The sequence below is a fragment of the Sporosarcina sp. FSL W7-1283 genome, from assembly GCF_038003105.1.
GTDB lineage: Bacteria > Bacillota > Bacilli > Bacillales_A > Planococcaceae > Sporosarcina > Sporosarcina newyorkensis.
This window is the reverse complement of record NZ_JBBOOL010000001.1, coordinates 1,601,383-1,623,199: the sequence shown is the minus strand read 5'-3', so window position 1 is coordinate 1,623,199 and position 21,817 is coordinate 1,601,383. Positions and strand designations below refer to the sequence as shown.

The following is a 21,817-nucleotide window of genomic DNA, read 5'->3' as shown; positions in this document are numbered from 1 at the left end:
ATTTACTCCTCCCACGTGATCAATCCTTTTCTTTTAAACCTTGCCATAATCCTTCGTTCAATCGCTCTGTTGAATTTCGTAATAGGCGCATCAGAGCTTGCTACAGGAACGACCAATATCGTCTGCAGACCGACCCGGTTCGCACCTAAGACATCTGTCAACAGCTGGTCACCAATCATCACAATTTCATCTTTTGGCAATCCTAATGTCGCGATTGCTTGATGAAATGCTTTTTTCAGTGGTTTCCGTGCTTCACAAATAAACGGAATGCCTAATGGATCACAAAAATGACTCACGCGTTCTATATGATTATTGGAAACAATCGTAATTTGTAAACCTGCATCGTGCATCGACTTGAACCACGCCATAATATCCTGCGTAGCATCTGCACGGTCCCATTCAACAAGTGTATTATCCAGATCGGTAATGATGCCCTTAATGCCTTGTTTCACAAGCTTTTCCGGCTTGATATGCAACACCGATTTGACATATTCACTCGGTAAAAAATGTTTTAACACGTTATCCTCTCCGCCCTGCATCAAATTCTTGTCTGATTATAACATAGTTGCGTATTCCACACGCACTCCTATGTCTAAATTCCCCGGTTTTCTTGTCGGGTGATAGTCCCTTACATCTTCGCATATGTTGAAGTATTAAGAATCGGAGGTGGTCACATGAGCGGGTTTTTCATGGCCGTCGTGCAATTGTGGTTAGAGATCCCCGCATTACTCGGCTATATCAGAGGGCAAGCATTCCTTCGCCCACTCTCAAAAAAGGAAGAAGCAGAGTGCCTGAGACGATTAGCTGAAGGCGATGAAAGTGCGCGCGATGAGTTGATTGAACACAATATGCGGTTAGTAGCTCATATCGTGAAGAAGTTTCAGCCGAAACATGAGTTGTTGGACGATTATATTTCCATAGGCGTCATCGGCTTGATGAAAGCAATCAACAGTTTCACACCTGACCGAAAGACGAAACTCGCAACGTATGCCGCTCGCTGTATCGAAAATGAAATTCTTATGTATTTGCGAACACAGAAGAAAGTCCAGAAAGATGTCTCCCTTTATGAACCCATCGGCCTCGATAAAGACGGCCAATCCTTAGAAATCGCGGATCTTCTCCAAACAGATGATATTCCTCCACAAACCACAGTTGAACAGAACGAGCAAAAAGAGCGCTTGTATAAGCATTTGGGTAAGCTCGATGCCCGAGAGTTGGAGATTATCCAACGACGCTATGGCTTGCTCGACGACAAACCAATGACCCAAAAAGAGATTGCCAAACAATTGAATATTTCCCGTAGTTATGTTTCTCGTATTGAGAAAAGAGCCATTGTGAAATTATATCAATCTTTTAAGCATGAGTATCAATGAGTTTCTGATTCGGCTAGCTGCAAACGCCAGAGGCTAGGATCATAAGTCAAAACAGCTAGGGTGTTCCAAAGGTCGCCACTTCGCTGTTTAGCCTTATGCCTGTCGTCTCTTACACGGCGTTTGCAGCTTTTGAATTTAAAAAGCGTTTCCACTGGCCAGGGTCCCGGGGTTCCGGGGGTCCCTGCACATCGGAAACGCTTTGTTTATCTTTATTCAGCAGAACCTCTCGCCCTGTAAATAGAGAGAGGTATAAGGTTTTATATCCTGTTCAGCATGTGTACAAATACGCACTGAACAAAGATATAGCCTTCGGTAGCTGTCAGTCCGCCTTGACCTCACGTAAAATTACTGCCGCCAAAATTGCTGTTACTACAAATGCACCACCCATAAGGAATCCCATCGGTTGTCCCTCCTTTCGACGAAACTATCATATGCTTTGTCTACTAATTAATTTTACCATAACCGAATCAAAGTTTCGAGATGACGCGTAAAACAATCTGTGACGAATGTTTTGCTGCAAGGGGTAAAAATTCATCAAAACTGATAGACGACTCTTTCCCTGCGATATCGGAGAGCGCACGAATGACTACGAATTTTGTGTTGAATTGATAACACACTTGAGCAACGGCTGCTGCTTCCATTTCGACAGCGATGACTCGCGGAAATTTCTCTTTTACTGACAACACTCGATCAGCATCAGACATAAATACGTCAGCAGACGCAATCGTTCCTACCGCGTGCTTGTATGTATCCAACTCTGTAACTGTTTCCTTTGCCAGATTGATCAATTCCTTATCTGAAGGGAACGTAGCAGGAAGTTGAGGTACTTGGCCGAGTTCATAGCCAAATGCCGTGACGTCTACGTCATGGTGAAGGACGTAATCGGAAATTACAATTGTCCCTACTTCGAGGTCGGGATGTGTACCGCCTGCTGAACCTGTATTTAGTACGATGTCCGGCTTGTAGTTTTGCAAAAGAATGGTCGTAGCCATAGCAGCGTTTACTTTACCAATACCACTTTTTGTAACGATGACTTCATGTTTGCCAACTTTTCCTTCGATGAATTCGCAGTTGGCGATAGTAGTAATTTTCCCAATGCCGATTTCACGGCGCAGTATTTCTACTTCTTCTTCCATGGCTCCAACGATAGCTATTTTCATTGTTCTCTCTCCTTCGAAAGTTTGTTTCCATTAAAATAATAAAACCTAAAACATTGTGTATGTTCAGGGCATCGTTGATTTGCGCTGCGGGCGGGACGCTTTCCGGGGGGCGTGGCTTGAGCCTCTCGTCGCTACACTCCTGCGGGGTCTCAAGGCTCACGTTAATCCCCCTGGAGTCGCCCTCCGCTCCAATCAACTAGTAACGCTTTTTGGTATTGAAATAAAAACAAACCATAGCCACTCATAATAAATAGTGTAGGTCTATTTCGTCTCCAATGTATTCAGAACATCCATTTTTACTGGTGTCCAGCCTTCGCCGTCTACCCATTCTATGTAGACTTTGTATTTCTCTGATTTGTCCAGACTTGAGACGATGCCTTCTGATTTTTGGGGGCTTCCACCGTTTTGGATGCGCCAGTAGATCAGTTGGTCTTCAGGAAGGCCTGTGGCGTATGAAATCGCTGCTTTTTTCTCGTGCCAATCATCAGATTCCCCGTCATATTTAGAAACGTGCTCACCTGTTTGTTTTGTTCCGATTGGTTTCCAATTTGAATTCACTATCGTCTCTTTAACAGCACTGTCATTAGATGGAGTGACGGTAAGGGATTCGGATTCGTCAACGATCTTGCCGCCTTCCTCCTCTTCGTCCTCCACATTGGTATCTTCATCCGGATTTGTTTCTTCTGTGTCGTCTTCATCCGGCTGCTCTTCCACGAGCACATTATCATCCGGTGCCTCTTTAGTCTGTTGCGGCTCCTGTTTCTGATCTTTGCTTGCTTCTTCCTTGTCATCGCCAATAATAAATGTGACGCCGACAATTAAAATGAGCAATACAACGATGCCGATTAAAATGTTTAATATCTTATTTGCCTTATTCCCTTTTTTACGTGACATTCTGGAAAAATTAGGTTCTCGATCTGCCATTTATCACATCTCCTTAAACACAGCATATACTCTTGTCCAATCAGACGTTTTAGCCGACCAATTGGTTTCAAAAAAAGCAATACCGTCTTCTGCCAGTGAGAAGACGGTACATTTGTCATTTTATCTCGAGTATTTCAACTGACATTTCGCCGCCGGGAGTTAAAATCTTTACTTTGTCATCTTTCTTTCGTCCAATCAATCCCTTAGCGATAGGAGAATCATTCGAAATGAGTCCTTCCAAAGGATTCGCTTCCGCGGAACCGACAATCGTGTACGTCTCTTCTTCTCCATCTGGAATTTCTTTGAACGTCACCGTTTTGCCTAATTGCACTTCATCGTTGTTCAACTCATCTTCTGTGATGATCACTGCATTGCGAATCATAGATTCCAATGAAGAAATCTTTCCTTCAACAAATGCTTGGTCTTCTTTCGCTGAATCGTACTCGGAATTCTCCGATAGGTCGCCATAACTACGTGCTATTTTGATACGTTCAACGACTTCTTTACGCTTTACCGTCTTAAGATATTCTAGCTCTTCTTCTAACTTTTGTTTACCCGATACCGTCATAGGGAATTTTTTTTCTGAAACCATTTAAACAACACTCCTCAAATTTCTGTTCATAAAAAATACTATGCCACACCAACTTCAGGTATGTGACATAGTGGAACTATTATTGTTTACGTTTACCTTACTCCAATTCAGTTTAGGCTAACTGAATTTCAGTAGACCGTGCATCCTTCCAATAGCTTATAGCGACAAGGTCTACGTTGAATTAATTTAAAATTATGTCATCATCATATTATACTTCGTCTGCAGAAGCAAGAATTGTTTTTATTTTAGTCACCATCAAATCGATAGCAACCGCATTCTCTCCGCCTTCAGGAATGATTATATTGGCATACTTTTTTGTTGGTTCAATGAATTGATTATGCATTGGCCTAACTACGGATAAGTACTGTTCGATGACCGAATCCACATTTCGACCTCGGTCATTGATATCGCGTAATAATCTTCTGATGATCCGAATATCTGCATCCGTATCGACAAATAATTTAATGTCCATTAAATCACGCAGACGTTCATCCTCGAGCACGAGAATCCCCTCTAAAATGATCACGTCCTGTGACTCCACACAATTCGTCTCCGCAGACCTAGTGTGCAATGTATAATCATATGTCGGTACTTGGATCGATTGTCTTTCCAATAACCGGTTGATATGTTCAATTAATAAATCAGTGTCGAATGCCAGCGGATGATCATAATTCGTTTGCAGCCGTTCTTCAAATGCTAAATGTGATTGGTCTTTGTAATAGTCATCTTGCTCGATGACTACAACGGAATGACCTTGAAACACTTCATGAATCTTTTTGGTGACACTCGTTTTACCGGAGCCGGAACCTCCGGCAATGCCGATCACAACAGGCTTTTTCTTCACAGCGATTCCCCTTTGCTGCTTTCTAATTCGTTTTTCCTGACCGCAATCAAAATTCCATCTCCAATGGGCAGAAGAGACGTCTCATAACGTTCATGGTTCATTGCCCAATCAGTGAATTTTTGCAGATTGCGAATCATCGTGCGATTTCGTTTCGGTACTTCTGCATCTTTCAACAGCACCATACCATGCATGAACATATTATCACAATAAATTACACCTTTTGCGCTGATCAATGGACTATATTTTTCAAAGAACTTTTGATATTGTCCTTTTGCCGCATCAATGAACAAGGTATCAAATGGTTGCTTTGGCAAGTTCTTTTCGTCAAATTCCAAAGCATCATCCTGGATGATTTGAATACGTTCTTGTAAACCGCTTCGCTCAATATGCTCGACAGCTTTCGCATAACGTTCCGCGTCTCTTTCAATTGTATAAATCATCGCCTCAGGAAACGCTAGAGCTATTCGGATTGCCGAGTAGCCAATTGCGCTGCCGATTTCTAGAATTCTTTTTGGCTTCTGTATTTGAAGCAGTCCAATCAACGTATTCAAACCTGTATCATCCATGATCGGTACGCGGTGTTCTGCCGCATAGCGCTCCATTTCAAGAATGAGCGGCTTTTTCTCTTTGGCAAAACCGTTAATATAGGCACTGTAATCCGCCATATAATTTCTCCTTTATAGAACCTTCTTATTTCTTATTTATGCTGACTATCAATATACTCAGCTTTGTTTTTCAAATGCTCTTCATAAGTCTTCGCGAAATGATTCACACCATCTTTATCTGCCAAGAAAAATAAATACTTTGTTTTGGAAGGTTCGACAGCTGCTTGTAAGGACGCGGCTCCCGCATTGGCGATAGGACCCGGTGGCAATCCTTTATTTTGATAGGTGTTGTATGCATTTTCCACTTTTAGATCCTCGAGTAATACACGGTCTTTATGCTCTCCTAAAGCATACAAAACAGTAGGGTCTGTTTGCAAAGGCATACCTTCATCCATTCGGTTAATGAACACACTAGCGATGGTTTCACGATCTGCTTTGCTCGTTGCTTCTTTTTCAAGCAGGGAAGCAAACGTTAATAGCCAATGCGCGGACTTTTCTTTCTCTTCTAAAAAGCCTTGGAACGGAATGATATTTTGCACCGTTGCATCCACCATCGTATCCACTACTTCTTCCACTGACGGCGACTCATCATAAAATGGATACGTGGCCGGGAATAAATAGCCTTCTAGAGCATAGCGAATGTTTTCTTTTTGTATTTCTTCGGTAATAATATCGGGATACTTCGTCATATATCGCAAAACGGCGTCTTCACTCGTTACAAAATCCATAAATTCCTCTTTTGTGAACGCTGCCTTTGCGCTTGTCCTTTCTGCGATCTGATCTAGCGTCAAGCCTTCCGGTATCGTCAGCGTGAAGGCAGGCGTTCGATACACCACACCTGTTTTCAAACTCTGCAGTAATTCATCAGGCGTCATAGATTTAGTAAGACCATATGTTCCAGCTTGGAAATCTGCTTCATTGTTTACTTTTGCATAGTATTTAAACACTCGAGCACTTTTGATAACGCCCTTTTTTTCCAGAATCTCAGAAATAGTATCCAACCCCGAACCAATCGGTACGACCACTTCTACGACTTTTTCAGAGTCCGGATCAACTGGCTTTAATGCACCTTTTATGTATGTATAGATAGAGAAACCGCCAATTATCCCAATCACGAGAATGACGGATACGATCCAAAACACGATTTTTCGAACTGTCCTCACTTCTTCCTTTTGTTCAAGCATCCGTTGAAACATAACTTCCTTTTTTCTTTGGGGCTCTTTTTCCATAACCCTCACCTCTTTTTCACTACTGCTGAATTAAGTTAAAAAAGACGGAACGGTCCGCACCATTCCGTCCGTCACATGAATAGAACTCTCAGTCGCCTTCTTCTTCAAGGAAAGTATTCAATACTTCTTCAATCATATCCCATTCTTCATCGGATTCGATTTCGAGTAATTCTCCGCCTTCTTCGCCTTCCTCCGTAGGAATGAAAGCAGATGCGTGGATTTCGACATCTTCGTCATCGTCCACTTCTTCACCGTCTAAAATGTGGTAAAGTACATACGATCTTTCATATTCTTTCGAATCAAATGTCAAGATCACTTCACAAACATGCTCTTCACCGTTCTCGTCAACTATTGTCATTGTTTCTTGTCCGTGTTCCATTCTAATCACCTCTAAATTTTTTTTGAATCCAAATACCCTTGAAGTATCATGACAGCTGCCATTTTATCAATCACCGATTTCCGCTTTTTACGGCTTACATCCGCTTCGATTAAGACACGTTCGGCAGCCATCGTCGTCAGCCGCTCATCCCAAAGAACAACTGGAAAACCAAATTTCTCGCGTAAACTTTCGGCGTATTGTTCAGAGGCTTGTCCCCTCGGGCCGATTGTATTGTTCATATTTTTAGGATAGCCGACGACAAATTCATGTACTTCGTATTCTTTAGTTAGTTCTTCGATCCGCTCCAAACCGAAAAGACCTTCTTCTTCGTTGATTTTGATCGTCTCGATGCCTTGAGCAGTCCATCCGAGACCATCACTAATTGCGATGCCGACTGTTTTCGTGCCGACATCCAATCCCATTATTCTCATTCTGCTTTTCCTCTATTCTCTCGAATGTAGAACTTCACTAATTCTTCGAGAATTTCATCTCGTTCTAACTTTCGTATTAGACTGCGAGCGTCTTCGTGGCGCGGAATATAGGCCGGATCCCCGGATAGTAAATAGCCGACGATTTGATTGATCGGATTATAGCCTTTTTCTTCCAATGCTTTGTAGACATGGAGCATGACTGCTTTGACTTCTTCCTCCATTGATTCCTCTGGAAAGTTGAATTTCATCGTTTCATCAGATGAATTCATACTCGACACCCCGCTTTCCGATTCCATTATGTGTATACCAACCAATCGTTCTTTCGCTTCCTAGACACCGTTGATTTCCGCTTCGGACGGACGCTTTCCAGGGGGGCGTGCCTTGAGCCTCCTCGTCGCTTCGCTCCTGCGGTGTCTCAAGACACACGCTGATCCCCTAGGAGTCGCCGCCCTACGCTCCAATCAACTAGAGATGTGAAATAATAAGCCTATTTCAATAGTGTATATCAGTAGAACGATTGCTGAAATTGGTTAAACAGATTTTACATAATCATACACGGATTGGAGCGCGTCATCAAGTTTAGACGCGTCTTTTGCTCCGGCCATTGCCATGTCGGGACGACCGCCGCCTTTTCCGCCGCATAGGGATGCGACGTGGTTGACGATTTTCCCTGCGTGATACTCGCTGCCTTTTAAATCGTTCGTGATGCCAGCCGCGAGCATTACTTTGCCGTCTGTGACGGTTCCTAATACAATGACGCCTTTGGAAGTTTTTTGTTTCAGTTCATCGATCAGCTGGCGAAGGCCATTGTTGTCTTTTACCTCTACATTGGCTGAGATAACTGTGATGTCTTCGATTTGTCGAGCTGTTTCCATGACGTCCGTCAATTGGCTGTTGCCCATTTTTGCAGCTAATGATTCGTTTTCACGCTGCAAGTCTTTATAGTCCGCCAAGATAGATTCGACTTTCGTTACGACCGTTTTCGGTGTTGCTTTCGTCGCCGTCGCTACTTGATCGATGACGGCTTGGTCTTCTTTAAATGAATGGAATGCTTGTCCGCCTGTCAAAGCTTCGATTCGGCGTGTTCCTGCTCCGATTCCGCTCTCCGAAACAATTTTGAAGACATTGATGTCAGATGTATTGTTTACGTGACAGCCGCCGCATAGTTCGATAGAGTAGTCGCCTACTTGCACCACTCGGACGATGTCTCCATATTTTTCACCAAACAGGGCCATTGCACCCATTTCTTTAGCTTCTGCAATTGGAGCAAGTGATGTATTGACAGGAGTTCCTGCCCAAATTTGTTCATTCACTTGATATTCAATACGTTCGAGTTCCTCTTTCGTCACTTGGCCGAAATGCGAGAAGTCAAATCGCAGTCGATCGGGTCCTACATAAGAACCTGCTTGATTGACATGCTCTCCAAGGACATCTTTCAATGCACGGTGCAGCAAGTGAGTAGCTGTATGGTTCTTGACCGTCAGCTGACGTGAATGCTCGTCGACCACGGCAGTAACTGCAGCGCCCCCATTCATTTCTCCGGAACTGATGAAAACGGTGTGCAAGTTTTGGCCATTCGGTGCTTTTTGGACATCCTGGACTTCTGCAATGAATGCCTCATTGGTCAATTTCCCTTTATCCGCAATCTGTCCGCCACTTTCTGCGTAGAAAGGGGTCTGATCTAAGATCACTTGCACGGTTTCACCTTCAGCTGCATGTGAGATGCGCTGGCCATCTTTTAAAAGTACGGTAACCGAAGCATCCGTTTGCAACTGCTGATAGCCGATAAATTCACTTGGAACATGGATTTCACCCAGCACACCGGATTGGATGTGCATGGAATCTACGTCCGCTCTCGCAGCGCGTGCGCGATTTCTTTGTGCTGCCATCTCTTCATCAAAGCCGATACGGTCGACTGCAACATTCTCTTCCAGTGCGAATTCTTCGGTTAATTCGAACGGGAAGCCGTATGTGTCATACAACTTGAATGCGTCGCTTCCTGAAACCACAGGCACTTCAGAAGCTTTAGCTTTCTCGATGATTGTTGAAAGAATCGCCATTCCGTCATGCAATGTTTCGTGGAAACGGTCTTCTTCATTTTTTACAACCTTCATGATAAACGCTTGTTTCTCATGCACTTCAGGATAAAAGTCTTTCATAATATCTCCTACAATCGGAACGAGCATGTACATGAACGGCTTATCAATTCCTAATTGCTTAGCGAAACGGACCGCTCTTCTTAGTAGTCGGCGCAAGACATAGCCACGGCCTTCATTGGAAGGTAGCGCTCCGTCCCCTATCGCGAAGGCAACAGTACGAATATGGTCCGCGATTACTTTAAATGCAGTATCTGCTACCGTTGTTTCCCCATACTTCTTGCCTGAAACGTCTTCTACTGCTTCGATGATGGGCAAAAACAGATCTGTATCGAAGTTCGTCGGGACATCTTGGATGACTGAAGCCATCCGTTCGAGGCCCATCCCTGTATCAATATTTTTCTTAGGAAGAGGAGTGTACGTATGATCCGGATTATGATTGAACTCAGAGAATACCAAGTTCCAAATTTCCAAGTAGCGATCATTTTCTCCTCCCGGATATAATTCAGGATCGGAGAAGTCGTCTCCATAAGCAGGACCGCGGTCATAGAAAATTTCTGAGTTTGGTCCGCTTGGGCCTTCTCCGATATCCCAGAAGTTCCCTTCCAAACGAATGATCCGCTCTGTAGGGATTCCAATCTTGTCTTTCCAAATGGAGTATGCTTCTTCGTCTTCCGGATGAACGGTGATCGACAACAATTCCGGATCAAAGCCGATCCATTTATCGTTCGTCAGAAAATCCCACGCACGAATAATTGCTTCTTCTTTAAAATAATCACCGATCGAGAAGTTTCCGAGCATTTCAAAGAACGTATGATGACGCGCTGTATAGCCAACATTTTCGATATCATTCGTACGGATCGATTTTTGTGCATTGGCAATCCTCGGATTCTCCGGTATGACTCGTCCATCAAAATACTTCTTCAACGTTGCAACGCCACTATTGATCCATAGAAGCGATGGGTCATCGACAGGCACTAAAGCGGCCGATGGTTCTACTTTATGCCCATGCTCTTTAAAATAGTCTAAAAAAAGTTGGCGAATTTCAGATGCCGTTAGTTTTTTCATCGTTTACTCCTCCTAAAATTAAAAAAACTCCACCCCTGTATAAAGGGGCGAAGGTTAAAGAATCGCGGTACCACCCTAATTACCGCAAGTTGCGGTATCTCGAGTTGCTTTAACGCAGCAAAGACGGCAGGGATTAGCTGCAACTTCGGAATAGCGTTCCTCAAGTCCTGCGAGAGCTTTTTCAGCCTGGAAGCTCTTTTCTAAACACAGAATACATGAGTACTCGTTCCTTCGACGTTTTTCAATATTTCTAAACGAATTATAGGAAAGTTCTACTGCTTTGTCAATCGGCCGCTTCCAGAAAGTCGAATGGCGACACATCTGACATTCCAATCATCGGATCAATCATACTGAAATTGTCCATCGTCAACTTTGCGGGTGTTGTTTCCACAGCCTGCTCGATTGGCTGTTCCGCCTTTTCAGAACCATTCGACTGAACTGTTTCTTCCGCTTCTTCTATATCAATAAAACCAGCAATCCGCTCTTTCAATGTCGTTTGACGCTCGGTTTCATCCGTTCGTTCGATGCCGGCCTTAAACTCTTCCGCCTCACCGCATAGTATCAAGAAGTTTTTGGCTCTCGTGATACCTGTATAGAGGAGATTGCGTCTCAGCATTTTACGTTGACTTCGTACAATCGGCATGACAACGATCGGAAACTCACTGCCCTGAGACTTATGGATCGAACAGCAATAGGCTAGCGTGATTTGATTCAGATCGCCGCGTTCATAGTTCACTTCATTGCCGTCATACGAAACGACCAACATCGCTTTTTTATCAGTCGTCTCTTTGGCCAGCATGATGGCTACAACTTCTCCCATATCGCCATTAAAAACATTGCTTTCCGGCTGATTGACAAGTTGCAGCACCTTATCCCCGACCCGATATGTCGTTTCACCGAAGGTCATTTCTTTTCTGCCTGCAGCGGGCGGATTGGTGATTTCCTGGATCATTTTATTCAGACCGTCAATGCCAGCCGGACCTTTATACATCGGTGCTAGCACTTGGATATCTTTGATCGAATGCCCTTTAGAAGTCGCACTTTGAATGATTTGTTTGACCGCAGGGAGGATTTGCTCACTGGAAGCCCGTATGAATGATCGGTCAGACGTCTTCTTCGTCACATCCATCGACCATGTCCTCTGCTTAATCATATGCGCCATTTCGATAATAGTAGAGCCTTCACTTTGACGGAAAATATCGGTCAATTCAACAACCGGAATCTTGCCTGACTGCATAAAATCATGCAGTACTTGGCCTGGTCCGACAGACGGCAGCTGATCTTGGTCACCGACGAATAAAAGCTGTGCATCATTTCGGACCGCTTTCAATAATTGATGCATCAGCCACGTATCGACCATCGACGTTTCATCGATGATGATTAAATTGCCCTCTACTTCCCGCTCAGTCTCTTCTTCCGATTCCTGACCGGTAAAGCCGAGAAGGCGGTGAATCGTCATAGCGGGCAATCCTGTGGCTTCTGACATACGTTTTGCTGCCCGTCCGGTAGGTGCCGCCAATATAATTGGAAACGGTTCTTTCTTACGTGCGTATTCTTCAAGATCCAATGAGAGTCCATGTAATTCTGCATATACTTCAACGAGACCTCGGATAACGGTTGTTTTCCCCGTCCCCGGTCCTCCCGTCAAAACGAGCAAAGAAGAATGCAGCGCCCGCTCAATTGCTTCCACTTGCGTTTCCGCATACTCCACTTCCAAACGTTCTTCAATTTCGCCAATCGCTTTTCTGATCTCAGAAGCAGGGAACTGTTCATCCACTTCATTGTCCAGAATGCGTTGTACTTTTGCAGCGATTCCGATTTCCGAATAATAAAGGGAAGGTAAATAAAGCCTTTGCTTTTCGGCAGACAACGTCCCTTCCTCAACCAATTCGATAACCGCTTCCGAGATGGATTCATACGATATGTCATGAGGCTGACTTGCTTCGAGCAATTGCTTCGCTTGCGGTAAGATCTCTTCAGATTCCAAATAAACATGACCTGAAGACTGCACTTCACTATGTACACTGTAATAAACAGCAGCTTTTATTCGCGCGGGATGATCGCCTACTAATCCCAATTGTTTCGCCAAATCATCTGCGCGCTGAAAACCGATCCCCTCGATTTCCTTTATGAGCCGATAAGGATTTTCCGTCAAGATGTCGATTGCATCGTCTTGATAAGTCTGATAAATCCTCATGGCGATTTGAGGTCCGAAGCCCCATTCATTAAGTTGCACCATGGTTCGTTCAAGACCTAAGTTTTCTTGTAAAACTGCTACAAGCGTATCTTTTCGTTCCTCTGACAAACGCGGGACCTGATCGAGGACGGACCGATCTTCCAAAATCTTCTGTATGACGTTATTGCCTAAAATCTTTACGATTTCTCCTGCCGTCTTCTTCCCAATGCCAGGAAATAAATCACCTGATAAATAATGAATGAGCCCGGCTTCGGTTGCCGGAAGCTCTTTTGAAAACGTTTGGACGTCAAATTGCTGACCATGGACAGGATGGTTCACCATACGACCGGTAAACTTATAATCCTCTTCAGCAATCAATGGAGGAAAGGAGCCTTTGATGACGATCTCTTTATCCCGATAATCTGTATTGGTCGATGTGACTTTCATTTTCACTATGGAAAATAAGTTCGTTGCGTTATGAAAGATCGTTACAATCGGTCTGCCGATTATATACTGCTCAGATTCATTCATCAGGCCCTCACCTCCTTTTCTCTGCTATTCGCTTTGTTCGTCGCCGAGCTGGATCATATCGTAAATATAACGCGCTTGCGTGTGCTCCGGTTCGGACGTGAAGGCTTGTTCCAAGTGAGACAATGCGCGCTTTTTATCCTCCGTGGAGACTGCAAACAACACGCCTAGATTATAATGGGCGTCCGCATGTGCCGGTTCCTTTTCTAAAATGGTCTCAAAAACCGGCTGCGCCTCTTGAAACAGTTCCAGTTTTGCCAATAAAATGCCGTAAGACAATAAGACTTCCTGATCGTCTTCGTTCAATTCAACAGCCCGCTGCAAGTAAGGCAATGCCAGACGGTCATTGCCTGCCTGTTCCATACTTTTCCCCAACATAAAATAGACGTCTGCCGTTTCCAGTCCCGTCTGGATGGCTCTCTCATAAAGTTTGGCCGCCTCTTCAAAACGCTCTTGATTGTAATACAAATTGGCGAGGCCATAAAACGCTGTGCCTGCCTTCTCGTCAAGAGTCAATGCTTTTTGGAAAAACGGTTCCGCACGCTCTGTGTCTCCGAGCGAAGCAAAAATATTTCCAATATTAATATAGCCGGTTGCATCCTCAGGATTTTCCTCAATGGATTGCATGAACAACTCGACTGCTTTTTCATAATTGCCTTCTTGCATTTCTTGAATTGCTTCATTCTGTAACGACATCATATACCCTCCTTACCCAACGTATGTCAGCTTCTTGCCATTTTTAAACACTTCATCGATCGTTCCGCCGCCCAAGCATTCCTCGCCGTCATACAGGACGACCGCTTGCCCCGGGGTAACCGCACGTACCGGCTCCGCGAATGTAACGATGGCCTCTTCACCTGAAAACTCCACAGTCACTTGTGTGTCCGGCTGACGGTAACGGAATTTTGCCGTACAAGAAAATGTCTTCGGCAATTCTTTTGTTGTACAAATATTCATATCTGTCGCTTTTAAGCTGGTCGAATACAAGGCATCATGATGAAACCCTTGCTCCACCAGTAAGACATTGCGCTCCAGATCCTTACCAACCGCGAACCAAGGCTCCCCTGAACCACCGATCCCAAGTCCATGGCGCTGGCCGATCGTATGATACATCAACCCATCATGTTTCCCCATGACTTTACCGTCCATTGTTTGCATTTCCCCTGGAATCGCAGGCAAATATTCACTCAGGAATTCTTTGAAGTTCCGTTCGCCAATGAAACAAATGCCTGTAGAATCTTTTTTCTTCGCTGTCGCCAGTCCTGCTTTTTCCGCGATTTCTCGAACGCTTGATTTTTCCAAGTGACCCAGCGGGAACATAACTTGCTGCAGCTGCTCCTGTGTCAATTGATTCAAGAAATACGTTTGATCTTTATTGTTGTCAACTCCACGAAGCATCGCGACGCCATCTTCACGTTCTACGACTTGTGCATAATGACCTGTCGCCAAGAAGTCTGCTCCCAAGCTTTTAGCATGCTCTAGAAATGCATTGAATTTTATTTCTTTATTGCACATTACGTCTGGGTTCGGGGTGCGTCCTGCTTTGTATTCATCCAAGAAGTACGTGAATACTTTATCCCAATATTGCTTCTCAAAATTAACGGAATAGTAGGGAATGCCGATTTGATCGCAGACACTTCTTACGTCTTCAAAATCTTCTGTCGCTGTGCAATGTCCAGATTCGTCTGTGTCATCCCAGTTTTTCATGAAGATTCCAATCACTTCATAACCTTGTTCTTTCAAAAGTAATGCCGCAACCGAAGAGTCCACTCCGCCAGACATTCCAATGACTACCCGTGTATCTGCTGGGGCTTTTCTCGTTCTCATTTCCACTTCATCCTTTGCTGATTCATTTCACTAGTCTTTTCACTACAGCGGAGATTCTCTCTGCGGCTTCTTCAATCATGGATTGCTCCAGACCGTATCCAAAGCTGATGCGTATCGAGTTTCGAGCGTTATCGGAGTCGTCACCGAACATAGCCGTCACGACATGCGACGGTTCAAACGAGCCCGCTGTGCAAGCGGAACCGCTAGAAACCGCAATTCCTTCTAAATCCAAACTCATCAAAAATGTTTCCACGTCTGTCCCCGGGAACGAAACATGGTAAATATGCGGCAGTACCGGAATTGATTCATGTACTGTCGGCAAAAATTCTATTTCATTTCGTTTGAAAATTTCACTCATCGTCCGCTTGTATGACTGATAGGTTTCGGCGGTCTCATCCTTTGTTTGTTCCGCGATGGACACAGCTTGCGCAAACGCTGCTGTCGCCGGAACATTTTCCGTACCAGCACGCCGTTTTTTCTCTTGTTCACCGCCATGCAATTGAGCATCCAGTAATTTTCCGCTTCTCTGATAGAGGAAACCGATTCCTTTTGGACCATTCAGTTTATGTGCAGAGACCGACAATAGATCCACTTGTAGTTCATTTACATCGAGCAAGGAAGTTCCATACGCTTGAACTGCATCTGTATGGAAGATCGCTTGATGCGACTCCAGAAGATTGCCAATTTCGGCAATTGGCTGTATCGTGCCTACTTCATTGTTTCCATACATGATCGAGACAAGAATGGTTTCGTCTGTCAATGCATGCCGAACTTGTTCCACAGAAATAAGGCCGTTTCGGTCAGGTTGCAAATACGTCACTTCATAGCCTTGTGACTCCAGTCGTTTACACGGATTTAACACCGCGTGATGTTCGATTTCTGTCGTGATGATATGACGTCCCTGTGGCTGCATTATTTGCACAGAGCCGAAAATCGCTAAATTATCCGCTTCGGTGCCTCCTGAAGTGAAGATGATTTCATTCGGCAGAGCACCGACTGAGAGAGCTAACGTTTTACGCGCTTCCTCCAGCAGTTTTTTCGCGTTCCTGCCGAATTGATGCGTGCTCGACGGATTGCCGTACGTATCTGACAACGCGGAAGTAAAACGTTCCAAGACTGTTGGATGCATAGGAGTCGTAGCAGCGTAATCTAAATAAATGGCTTGTTTCATCTGGTAAACTCCTTTAAATATAGAACATGTATTCATCTTGTGTTGGCGTGTCTTCATACTCGATCAGATCTTTAATTGTCGTATGGTCGAGTACTCCGCGGATTGCGTCACCAATTCGTTTCCATAATTCGCGCTGTGGAATTTCATCATCCTCAAGTCCTTCCACGAGCTGGATCGGTCCTTCAAGCAGACGAATGATCTCCCCCGCTGTAATTTGTGAGGGATCTTTAGCTAGTTTGTAACCTCCGTATGCTCCGCGAACACTTTTAACGAGTCCACTGTTGCGTAAAGGGGGGATTAATTGCTCCAAATACGCTTCGGAAAGATTTTGCTCTTCTGCAATTTTCCGCAGCGGCACAGGGCCTTCCCCAAATTTTCGTCCTAATTCTACAATAACCGTGAGGCCGTATCGACCTTTGGTGGAAATTTTCATTTTGGCATCGTCCTTTACTAAAATTGCTGTCGTTAGTATAGCATAATTCTAGCGTTCGTTCTTCGAAATGACTTCATTCAGATTTTACGATATAATGAAAGAACAGATGTACGGAGGATTGATATACATGCATAACGAACCTTTGGCCTTCCGCATGCGGCCTGAAACGATAGATGAAGTCATCGGACAAGACCACGTCATCGGGGAGACGACCCCCCTTTATCGAATGATCAAAAATGGGCATGTCCCATCTCTTTTATTATATGGTGAACCTGGCATAGGTAAGACTTCCCTTGCCTATGCCATCGCAGGAACTTCCAAATTGCCATTCATTGCGCTGAATGCGACAGTGGCAGGGAAAAAAGATGTAGAAGATGTCGTCAAAGAAGCAAGAATGACAGGAAAAGTATTGTTATTTTTAGATGAAATACACCGCTTCAATAAATTGCAGCAAGATACGCTTCTGCCCCACGTAGAAAGCGGATCGATCATTTTGATCGGAGCGACGACAGAAAATCCTTTTCATGACGTCAATCCGGCGATACGCTCTCGATGCGGTGAAATCGTGCAGTTAAAACGACTGCAGCCGGAAGATTTGCTAAATTTATTGAAACGCACATTAGAAGACAAAAAGAAAGGCCTTGGACAGGAAGACATCGTCATAACGACTGAACAGCTTCAGAAAATCGCTAAAGGGGTCAATGGAGATGCGCGTAAAGCGCTAACGTTCCTCGAGTCGTTGCTCGCTGCGAGCGATGAAGAAAACGGACAGATCATCGTTGAAGATGATTTGCTGCAACAATTGCTCACAAGAATCAGTTTACTAGGCGACAAAAAAGGCTCCCATCATTATAATTTGTTATCCGCACTGCAAAAAAGCGTGCGAGGCAGCGATGTCAATGCGGCGCTTTACTACTTGGCACAACTTCTCGAAATCGGGGATTTGACGGCGGTCACGAGACGATTGCTCGTCATGAGTTATGAAGATATCGGCTTAGCTGCTCCCGATGTCGGTGCGCATGTCGTCGCCGCTACGGATGCCGCTTTGCGCTTAGGTATGCCGGAAGCCCGCATTCCTTTGTCGGTCGTTACGGTGGAGATGTGTTTGGCTTCGAAATCGAACTCGGCTTATCGGGCAATCGATCAAGCGACCAAAGTTCTTCACGAGCAACCAACCGGCGAAATCCCAATGCACCTTCGCGATACTCATTATGGCGGAGCAGCACAGCTCGGCCACGGAGGATATGTCTACCCGCACGATACGCCAGTCGGCTCATTCGGCGGCTGGACGGATCAGCAATACTTGCCCGACAGCTTAGCAGGCACAGAGTTTTATTCCCCAGTTGAAGCAGGTGATGAAACGAGAATGGCCGCCATCTATAAACGACTGCTCTCGTTTAAAGGCAAAAAAAATCCACGATAGCTTAAGGGCTTCGTGGATTTAAATTGCAGAAAAAAGTTGCTATTGGAGAAGGCACCGTTGATCTACGTTCCAGGCGGACGCTTTCTGTTGGGTTTAACGAGAATGATGAGACTCTGGACTGAGCGAAGTAAAGGAAGCGGCTTATTCGTGCTCAATGGAAAGTGTCCCGTCTGTAGCGCAAATCCCCGAACCACAAACCTATTTTCTTTTGCTATATTTAACACTTTGACTTCCCAACTGTATTAGTTTGGGATTCGTCTATATGAGAAAATCCACGAAAGCTATTGGCTTCGTGGATTTTTTTATCTCAGTTCAGCAATTCTGCAAAGCCCGCAGGCGTTTGAATTGGATCGATGTCGTTGAAATAACTGTAGTTGGCATCTAGTTTTTGTTTATAGCGAATATAGTCGCGACCGAAATAGCTTGTAATATTTGCGGACAGCTTCATACCTGTAACGAAAAATGTTTTTTCATTCACCGTCAATTCCAGATCCATTTTCTCAACGACTGGAAAACCAGTATGGGTATGTATGAACTGTTCAGGCATCGGACTGTTCACCGCCACTTCTTTCATGAATCGTCGGTACTCGGCCGGCGTTAATGAAAACTGAAGAGCATAACCATAATCGATTTTTTCCAACTCTGCGCTCTCTATGAAAGGCTCCAGTAGAGAGAGGTCCATAGCAGGAGCAGTGAATGGCACCCATACATCCAGTAATTCTTTGCGTTCTTCCTCTGTCATCGCTTGCCAGTCGCCCTTTTCTTCCTGTACTGCCAATTGATCATCCTGTCGGAAAATATGAAGGTTTTTTGGCTGTTGTTTCGGAATCTGTAAAACTACTTCTTCTGAAACTTTCACAGGATCCAGTTCGACATTCGATTGGATATGCAGCTTTTTACTGTCGCGCTCAACCGGATCAGAAGTGACGCTGCTCTCATCAAAGACAATGCTCGTATGTACAGATTTCAGCTCCTTCATCGCTGCATCTGCTTTCTTCAGCACATCTTCAGGGCTAGATGGTGCCGAAGATGTTTTTCCGCATCCTGCCATCGTAAATATTACGAATGTCAGGAAAAGAACGAAATATCGTTTGTTCATCAAGAAACTTCCTTTCAATCAAATCAATCAAAACTATTTACAGTGTACTGCACGGGAGCGCACTTGTCACGAATGATTCGATATCCGTTCCATCTTCCTATAAGAGGAAGATCGATCAATCTACTTTGACAACCCAATTGAACGGATCTTCCACTCTACCTGTCTGAATTCCTGTAATTGTTTCATATAATTTCAGAGACAATTCTCCGATTTGATTACCATTGATTTCACATTTTTCGCCGCCCCAAGATAATTCACCCATCGGCGAGATTACTGCAGCAGTTCCTGTGCCGAACGCTTCTTCCAGAGTTCCAGCCGCATTGGCATCGAATATTTCTTGGATGGATACTTTACGTTCCGTTACTGGAAATCCCCATGATTGCAGCAATTCGATGACGGATTTACGTGTGATCCCTTCTAAAATGCTGCCGTTCAGACTTGGCGTAATAACTTCTCCATTGATTTTGAAGAACACATTCATCGCGCCGACTTCTTCAATGTATTTATGCTCTTTTGCATCCAACCAAAGCACTTGCGAATAACCCGCAGCTTCTGCTACTTCTTGCGCTTTCATCGCACCTGCATAGTTCCCTGCGGTCTTCGCACTTCCTGTCCCGCCTACCGCAGCACGGACGAACTCTGATTCTACCGCAATTTTCACAGGGTTCATACCTTCTTTGTAATAGGCACCTACCGGAGATAAAATGATCATCAATCGATACGTCTTCGAAGGCGCAACACCTAAATAAGGCTGTGTCGCAAAAATGAATGGACGGATATACAGTGAAGTGCCTTCCCGATCAGGAATCCATTCTTTATCTAAAGAGACCAATTCCTTTAATGCATCAAGCACCAATTCTTCATCAAAGTTCGGCATGCATAATCTTTCATTGGAACGGTTCAGGCGTTTCATGTTTTCATCCGGTCGGAACAGCACGACTTCTTTATCGTCCGTTACATAGGCTTTTAATCCTTCAAAAACAGTTTGACCGTAATGCAAAACAATTGCTGCCGGGTCAAGCATGAACGGCTCGTACGGTACAATGCGTGCATCATGCCAGCCTGTTCCTTCCGTATAATCCATTACAAACATATGATCCGTAAATTCTGTGCCAAAAGCCAGTTGATCGGTTGCCGGCTTTTCTTTCGGTTGTGCGTTTTTTTTGACTGTTATCTTGTTCTTCGCTGTCATATCTATACCCTCCTGAATATTTATCTGATTTGGCCAGTGCCGCGGATGACAAATTTGGATGAAGTCAACGCTTCTAATCCCATTGGCCCCCGTGCATGTAGCTTCTGCGTACTGATCCCAATTTCCGCACCGTAACCGAACTCGAAGCCATCTGTGAATCGGGTCGATGCATTGACATAGACAGCCGCCGCATCCACGCTATTCAAGAACTGTTCCGCATGCTCATCACTTTGCGTAACGATACCGTCTGAGTGTTTTGTGCTGTATTGCCTAATATGATCAAGCGCTTGTTGGAAGTTCTGTACATTTTTCATCCGCAATTTCAAATCCAAAAATTCGCTCGACCAGTCATCTTGTTCCACTTCAGCAATCGAAGGATCAAATTGATGGATTGTCTCGTCTCCCACTAACTGGACATCTTTTTCACGCAAACTATCGATCAGCTTTTCACCGTGTTGCTGTAACCAATTCTGATCAATGATCACCGTCTCAATTGCGTTACAAACTGAAGGACGGTGAGTTTTTGCATTCACAACGAGGTCGATCGCCATTTGCGAATCCGCTGATTCATCAATGTATAAATGACAGTTTCCAGCTCCCGTTTCAATAACCGGAACAGTAGATTCACGGATAACTGTCTGAATCAATTTTGCGCCGCCACGTGGGATCAACACATCCAAATAGTCATTTAACGTAAACAATTCCTTTGCAATTTCGCGGCTCGTATCTTCAATCAACTGCACGGAATCGACTGGCAAGGCACTCTTTTCCAGTCCTCGCTGAATGACATGCCATAGAGCGAGATTTGAATATTTGGCTGACGAACTACCACGTAATACGACTGCATTACCCGTCTTCAAAGCGAGAGATGCTGCATCAATTGTAACATTCGGCCGCGCTTCATAAATCATCGCAACAACTCCGATAGGCACACGCTTTCTAACGATGTGCAAGCCATTTTCCTTTTCGATTTCTTCCAAGGTTTCCCCGATTGGATCTTTCAAGTCAATCAGTAAACGAACGCCTTCTGCCATTGCTTCGATACGGTCCGGCGTCAATAGGATTCGATCGAGCACAGCTGCCTCGATACCGTTTGCATGGCCTTCTTCGATATCTTTCTTATTTTCCTCAAGAAGATGTTCTTGCTCCTCCAACAATTGATCCGCAATCAAACGAAGTGCTTCGTTCTTCTCTTCCGTCGTTGCCGTGTTCAACGCATAACTCGCTTCTTTAGCCGCTTTCCCTTTACGTCTGATCTCACTCATTG

The 21,817-nt window shown here is 44.5% G+C and carries 21 protein-coding genes; 2 read left to right on the top strand and 19 right to left on the bottom strand.

All coding sequences use genetic code 11. The annotated features are described in order from the left end of the window. Positions 1-2: 2 nt before the first annotated feature. On the bottom strand, positions 3-539 hold the full coding sequence (locus tag MKY93_RS07810; RefSeq protein ID WP_009496955.1) for a YqeG family HAD IIIA-type phosphatase: 537 nt from the start codon (positions 537-539) through the stop codon (positions 3-5). A 135-nt stretch (positions 540-674) separates the two neighbouring features. Between MKY93_RS07810 and sigK the strand changes: the two genes are divergently transcribed. Beyond that, on the top strand, positions 675-1,373 hold the full coding sequence (gene sigK / locus MKY93_RS07805) for an RNA polymerase sporulation sigma factor SigK (RefSeq protein ID WP_040758142.1): 699 nt from the start codon (positions 675-677) through the stop codon (positions 1,371-1,373). A 467-nt stretch (positions 1,374-1,840) separates the two neighbouring features. Here the strand turns inward: sigK and mtnN are convergent, their stop codons facing one another. The 15 genes from mtnN to cymR form a co-directional block, all read right to left on the bottom strand. Then, positions 1,841-2,533 carry a 5'-methylthioadenosine/S-adenosylhomocysteine nucleosidase gene (mtnN, locus tag MKY93_RS07800; protein ID WP_009496957.1) on the bottom strand — a complete coding sequence of 231 codons (693 nt, stop codon included), beginning with the start codon at positions 2,531-2,533 and terminating at the stop codon, positions 1,841-1,843. Positions 2,534-2,794: 261 nt separating this feature from the next. Further along, the gene (locus MKY93_RS07795) at positions 2,795-3,457 is read right to left on the bottom strand and encodes a DUF1510 family protein (RefSeq protein WP_340758737.1); all 663 of its coding nucleotides are present in this window, start codon (positions 3,455-3,457) and stop codon (positions 2,795-2,797) included. A 115-nt stretch (positions 3,458-3,572) separates the two neighbouring features. Next, positions 3,573-4,049, bottom strand: coding sequence for a transcription elongation factor GreA (gene greA / locus MKY93_RS07790; RefSeq protein ID WP_078816518.1), 477 nt, complete (start codon positions 4,047-4,049; stop codon positions 3,573-3,575). Positions 4,050-4,257: 208 nt separating this feature from the next. Beyond that, entirely contained in the window at positions 4,258-4,893 is a 636-nt protein-coding gene (udk, locus tag MKY93_RS07785; RefSeq protein WP_009496960.1) for a uridine kinase, read from the bottom strand. Next, complete coding sequence (locus MKY93_RS07780) at positions 4,890-5,558, bottom strand: O-methyltransferase (RefSeq protein ID WP_340758736.1); 669 nt, start codon at positions 5,556-5,558, stop codon at positions 4,890-4,892. The genes udk and MKY93_RS07780 overlap by 4 nt, the downstream gene beginning before the upstream one ends. Before the next feature lie 32 nt (positions 5,559-5,590). Next, positions 5,591-6,727 carry an endolytic transglycosylase MltG gene (mltG, locus tag MKY93_RS07775; RefSeq protein WP_340758735.1) on the bottom strand — a complete coding sequence of 379 codons (1,137 nt, stop codon included), beginning with the start codon at positions 6,725-6,727 and terminating at the stop codon, positions 5,591-5,593. Positions 6,728-6,815: 88 nt separating this feature from the next. Continuing rightward, complete coding sequence (locus tag MKY93_RS07770; protein ID WP_009496963.1) at positions 6,816-7,106, bottom strand: DUF1292 domain-containing protein; 291 nt, start codon at positions 7,104-7,106, stop codon at positions 6,816-6,818. An 11-nt stretch (positions 7,107-7,117) separates the two neighbouring features. Further along, positions 7,118-7,537, bottom strand: coding sequence for a Holliday junction resolvase RuvX (ruvX, locus tag MKY93_RS07765; RefSeq protein ID WP_009496964.1), 420 nt, complete (start codon positions 7,535-7,537; stop codon positions 7,118-7,120). Then, positions 7,534-7,806, bottom strand: a complete 273-nt coding sequence (locus MKY93_RS07760; RefSeq protein ID WP_040758807.1) for an IreB family regulatory phosphoprotein — start codon at positions 7,804-7,806, stop codon at positions 7,534-7,536. Before MKY93_RS07760 ends, ruvX begins: the two co-directional genes overlap by 4 nt. A 261-nt stretch (positions 7,807-8,067) precedes the next feature. Further along, positions 8,068-10,701: an alanine--tRNA ligase gene (alaS, locus tag MKY93_RS07755; RefSeq protein WP_340758734.1), complete on the bottom strand. Its 2,634-nt coding sequence runs from the start codon at positions 10,699-10,701 to the stop codon at positions 8,068-8,070. Positions 10,702-10,984: 283 nt separating this feature from the next. Continuing rightward, a complete protein-coding gene (gene recD2, locus MKY93_RS07750; RefSeq protein ID WP_340758733.1) occupies positions 10,985-13,408 on the bottom strand; it encodes an SF1B family DNA helicase RecD2 in 2,424 nt (807 codons plus the stop codon). 24 nt (positions 13,409-13,432) lie between these two features. Further along, positions 13,433-14,101: a tetratricopeptide repeat protein gene (locus MKY93_RS07745; protein WP_340758732.1), complete on the bottom strand. Its 669-nt coding sequence runs from the start codon at positions 14,099-14,101 to the stop codon at positions 13,433-13,435. 12 nt (positions 14,102-14,113) lie between these two features. Continuing rightward, positions 14,114-15,232, bottom strand: a complete 1,119-nt coding sequence (gene mnmA / locus MKY93_RS07740; protein ID WP_340758731.1) for a tRNA 2-thiouridine(34) synthase MnmA — start codon at positions 15,230-15,232, stop codon at positions 14,114-14,116. 22 nt (positions 15,233-15,254) lie between these two features. Beyond that, positions 15,255-16,403, bottom strand: a complete 1,149-nt coding sequence (locus MKY93_RS07735) for a cysteine desulfurase family protein (protein ID WP_340758730.1) — start codon at positions 16,401-16,403, stop codon at positions 15,255-15,257. A 13-nt stretch (positions 16,404-16,416) separates the two neighbouring features. Next, positions 16,417-16,836 carry a cysteine metabolism transcriptional regulator CymR gene (gene cymR, locus MKY93_RS07730; RefSeq protein ID WP_009496971.1) on the bottom strand — a complete coding sequence of 140 codons (420 nt, stop codon included), beginning with the start codon at positions 16,834-16,836 and terminating at the stop codon, positions 16,417-16,419. A gap of 127 nt (positions 16,837-16,963) precedes the next feature. Here cymR and MKY93_RS07725 point away from each other — a divergent pair, with 127 nt between their 5' ends. Beyond that, positions 16,964-18,259 carry a replication-associated recombination protein A gene (locus MKY93_RS07725; RefSeq protein ID WP_340758729.1) on the top strand — a complete coding sequence of 432 codons (1,296 nt, stop codon included), beginning with the start codon at positions 16,964-16,966 and terminating at the stop codon, positions 18,257-18,259. A gap of 307 nt (positions 18,260-18,566) precedes the next feature. On the opposite strand, the gene MKY93_RS07720 is transcribed toward MKY93_RS07725, so the two are convergent. The 3 genes from MKY93_RS07720 to MKY93_RS07710 all read right to left on the bottom strand — a co-directional run bounded on the left by MKY93_RS07720 (position 18,567) and on the right by MKY93_RS07710 (position 21,815). Beyond that, entirely contained in the window at positions 18,567-19,358 is a 792-nt protein-coding gene (locus MKY93_RS07720; protein WP_340758728.1) for a DUF6612 family protein, read from the bottom strand. Between the two features lie 115 nt (positions 19,359-19,473). Then, complete coding sequence (locus MKY93_RS07715) at positions 19,474-20,550, bottom strand: branched-chain amino acid aminotransferase (protein ID WP_340758727.1); 1,077 nt, start codon at positions 20,548-20,550, stop codon at positions 19,474-19,476. A 20-nt stretch (positions 20,551-20,570) separates the two neighbouring features. Then, positions 20,571-21,815: a glutamate-5-semialdehyde dehydrogenase gene (locus tag MKY93_RS07710; protein WP_340758726.1), complete on the bottom strand. Its 1,245-nt coding sequence runs from the start codon at positions 21,813-21,815 to the stop codon at positions 20,571-20,573. Between the last annotated feature and the right edge of the window lie 2 nt (positions 21,816-21,817).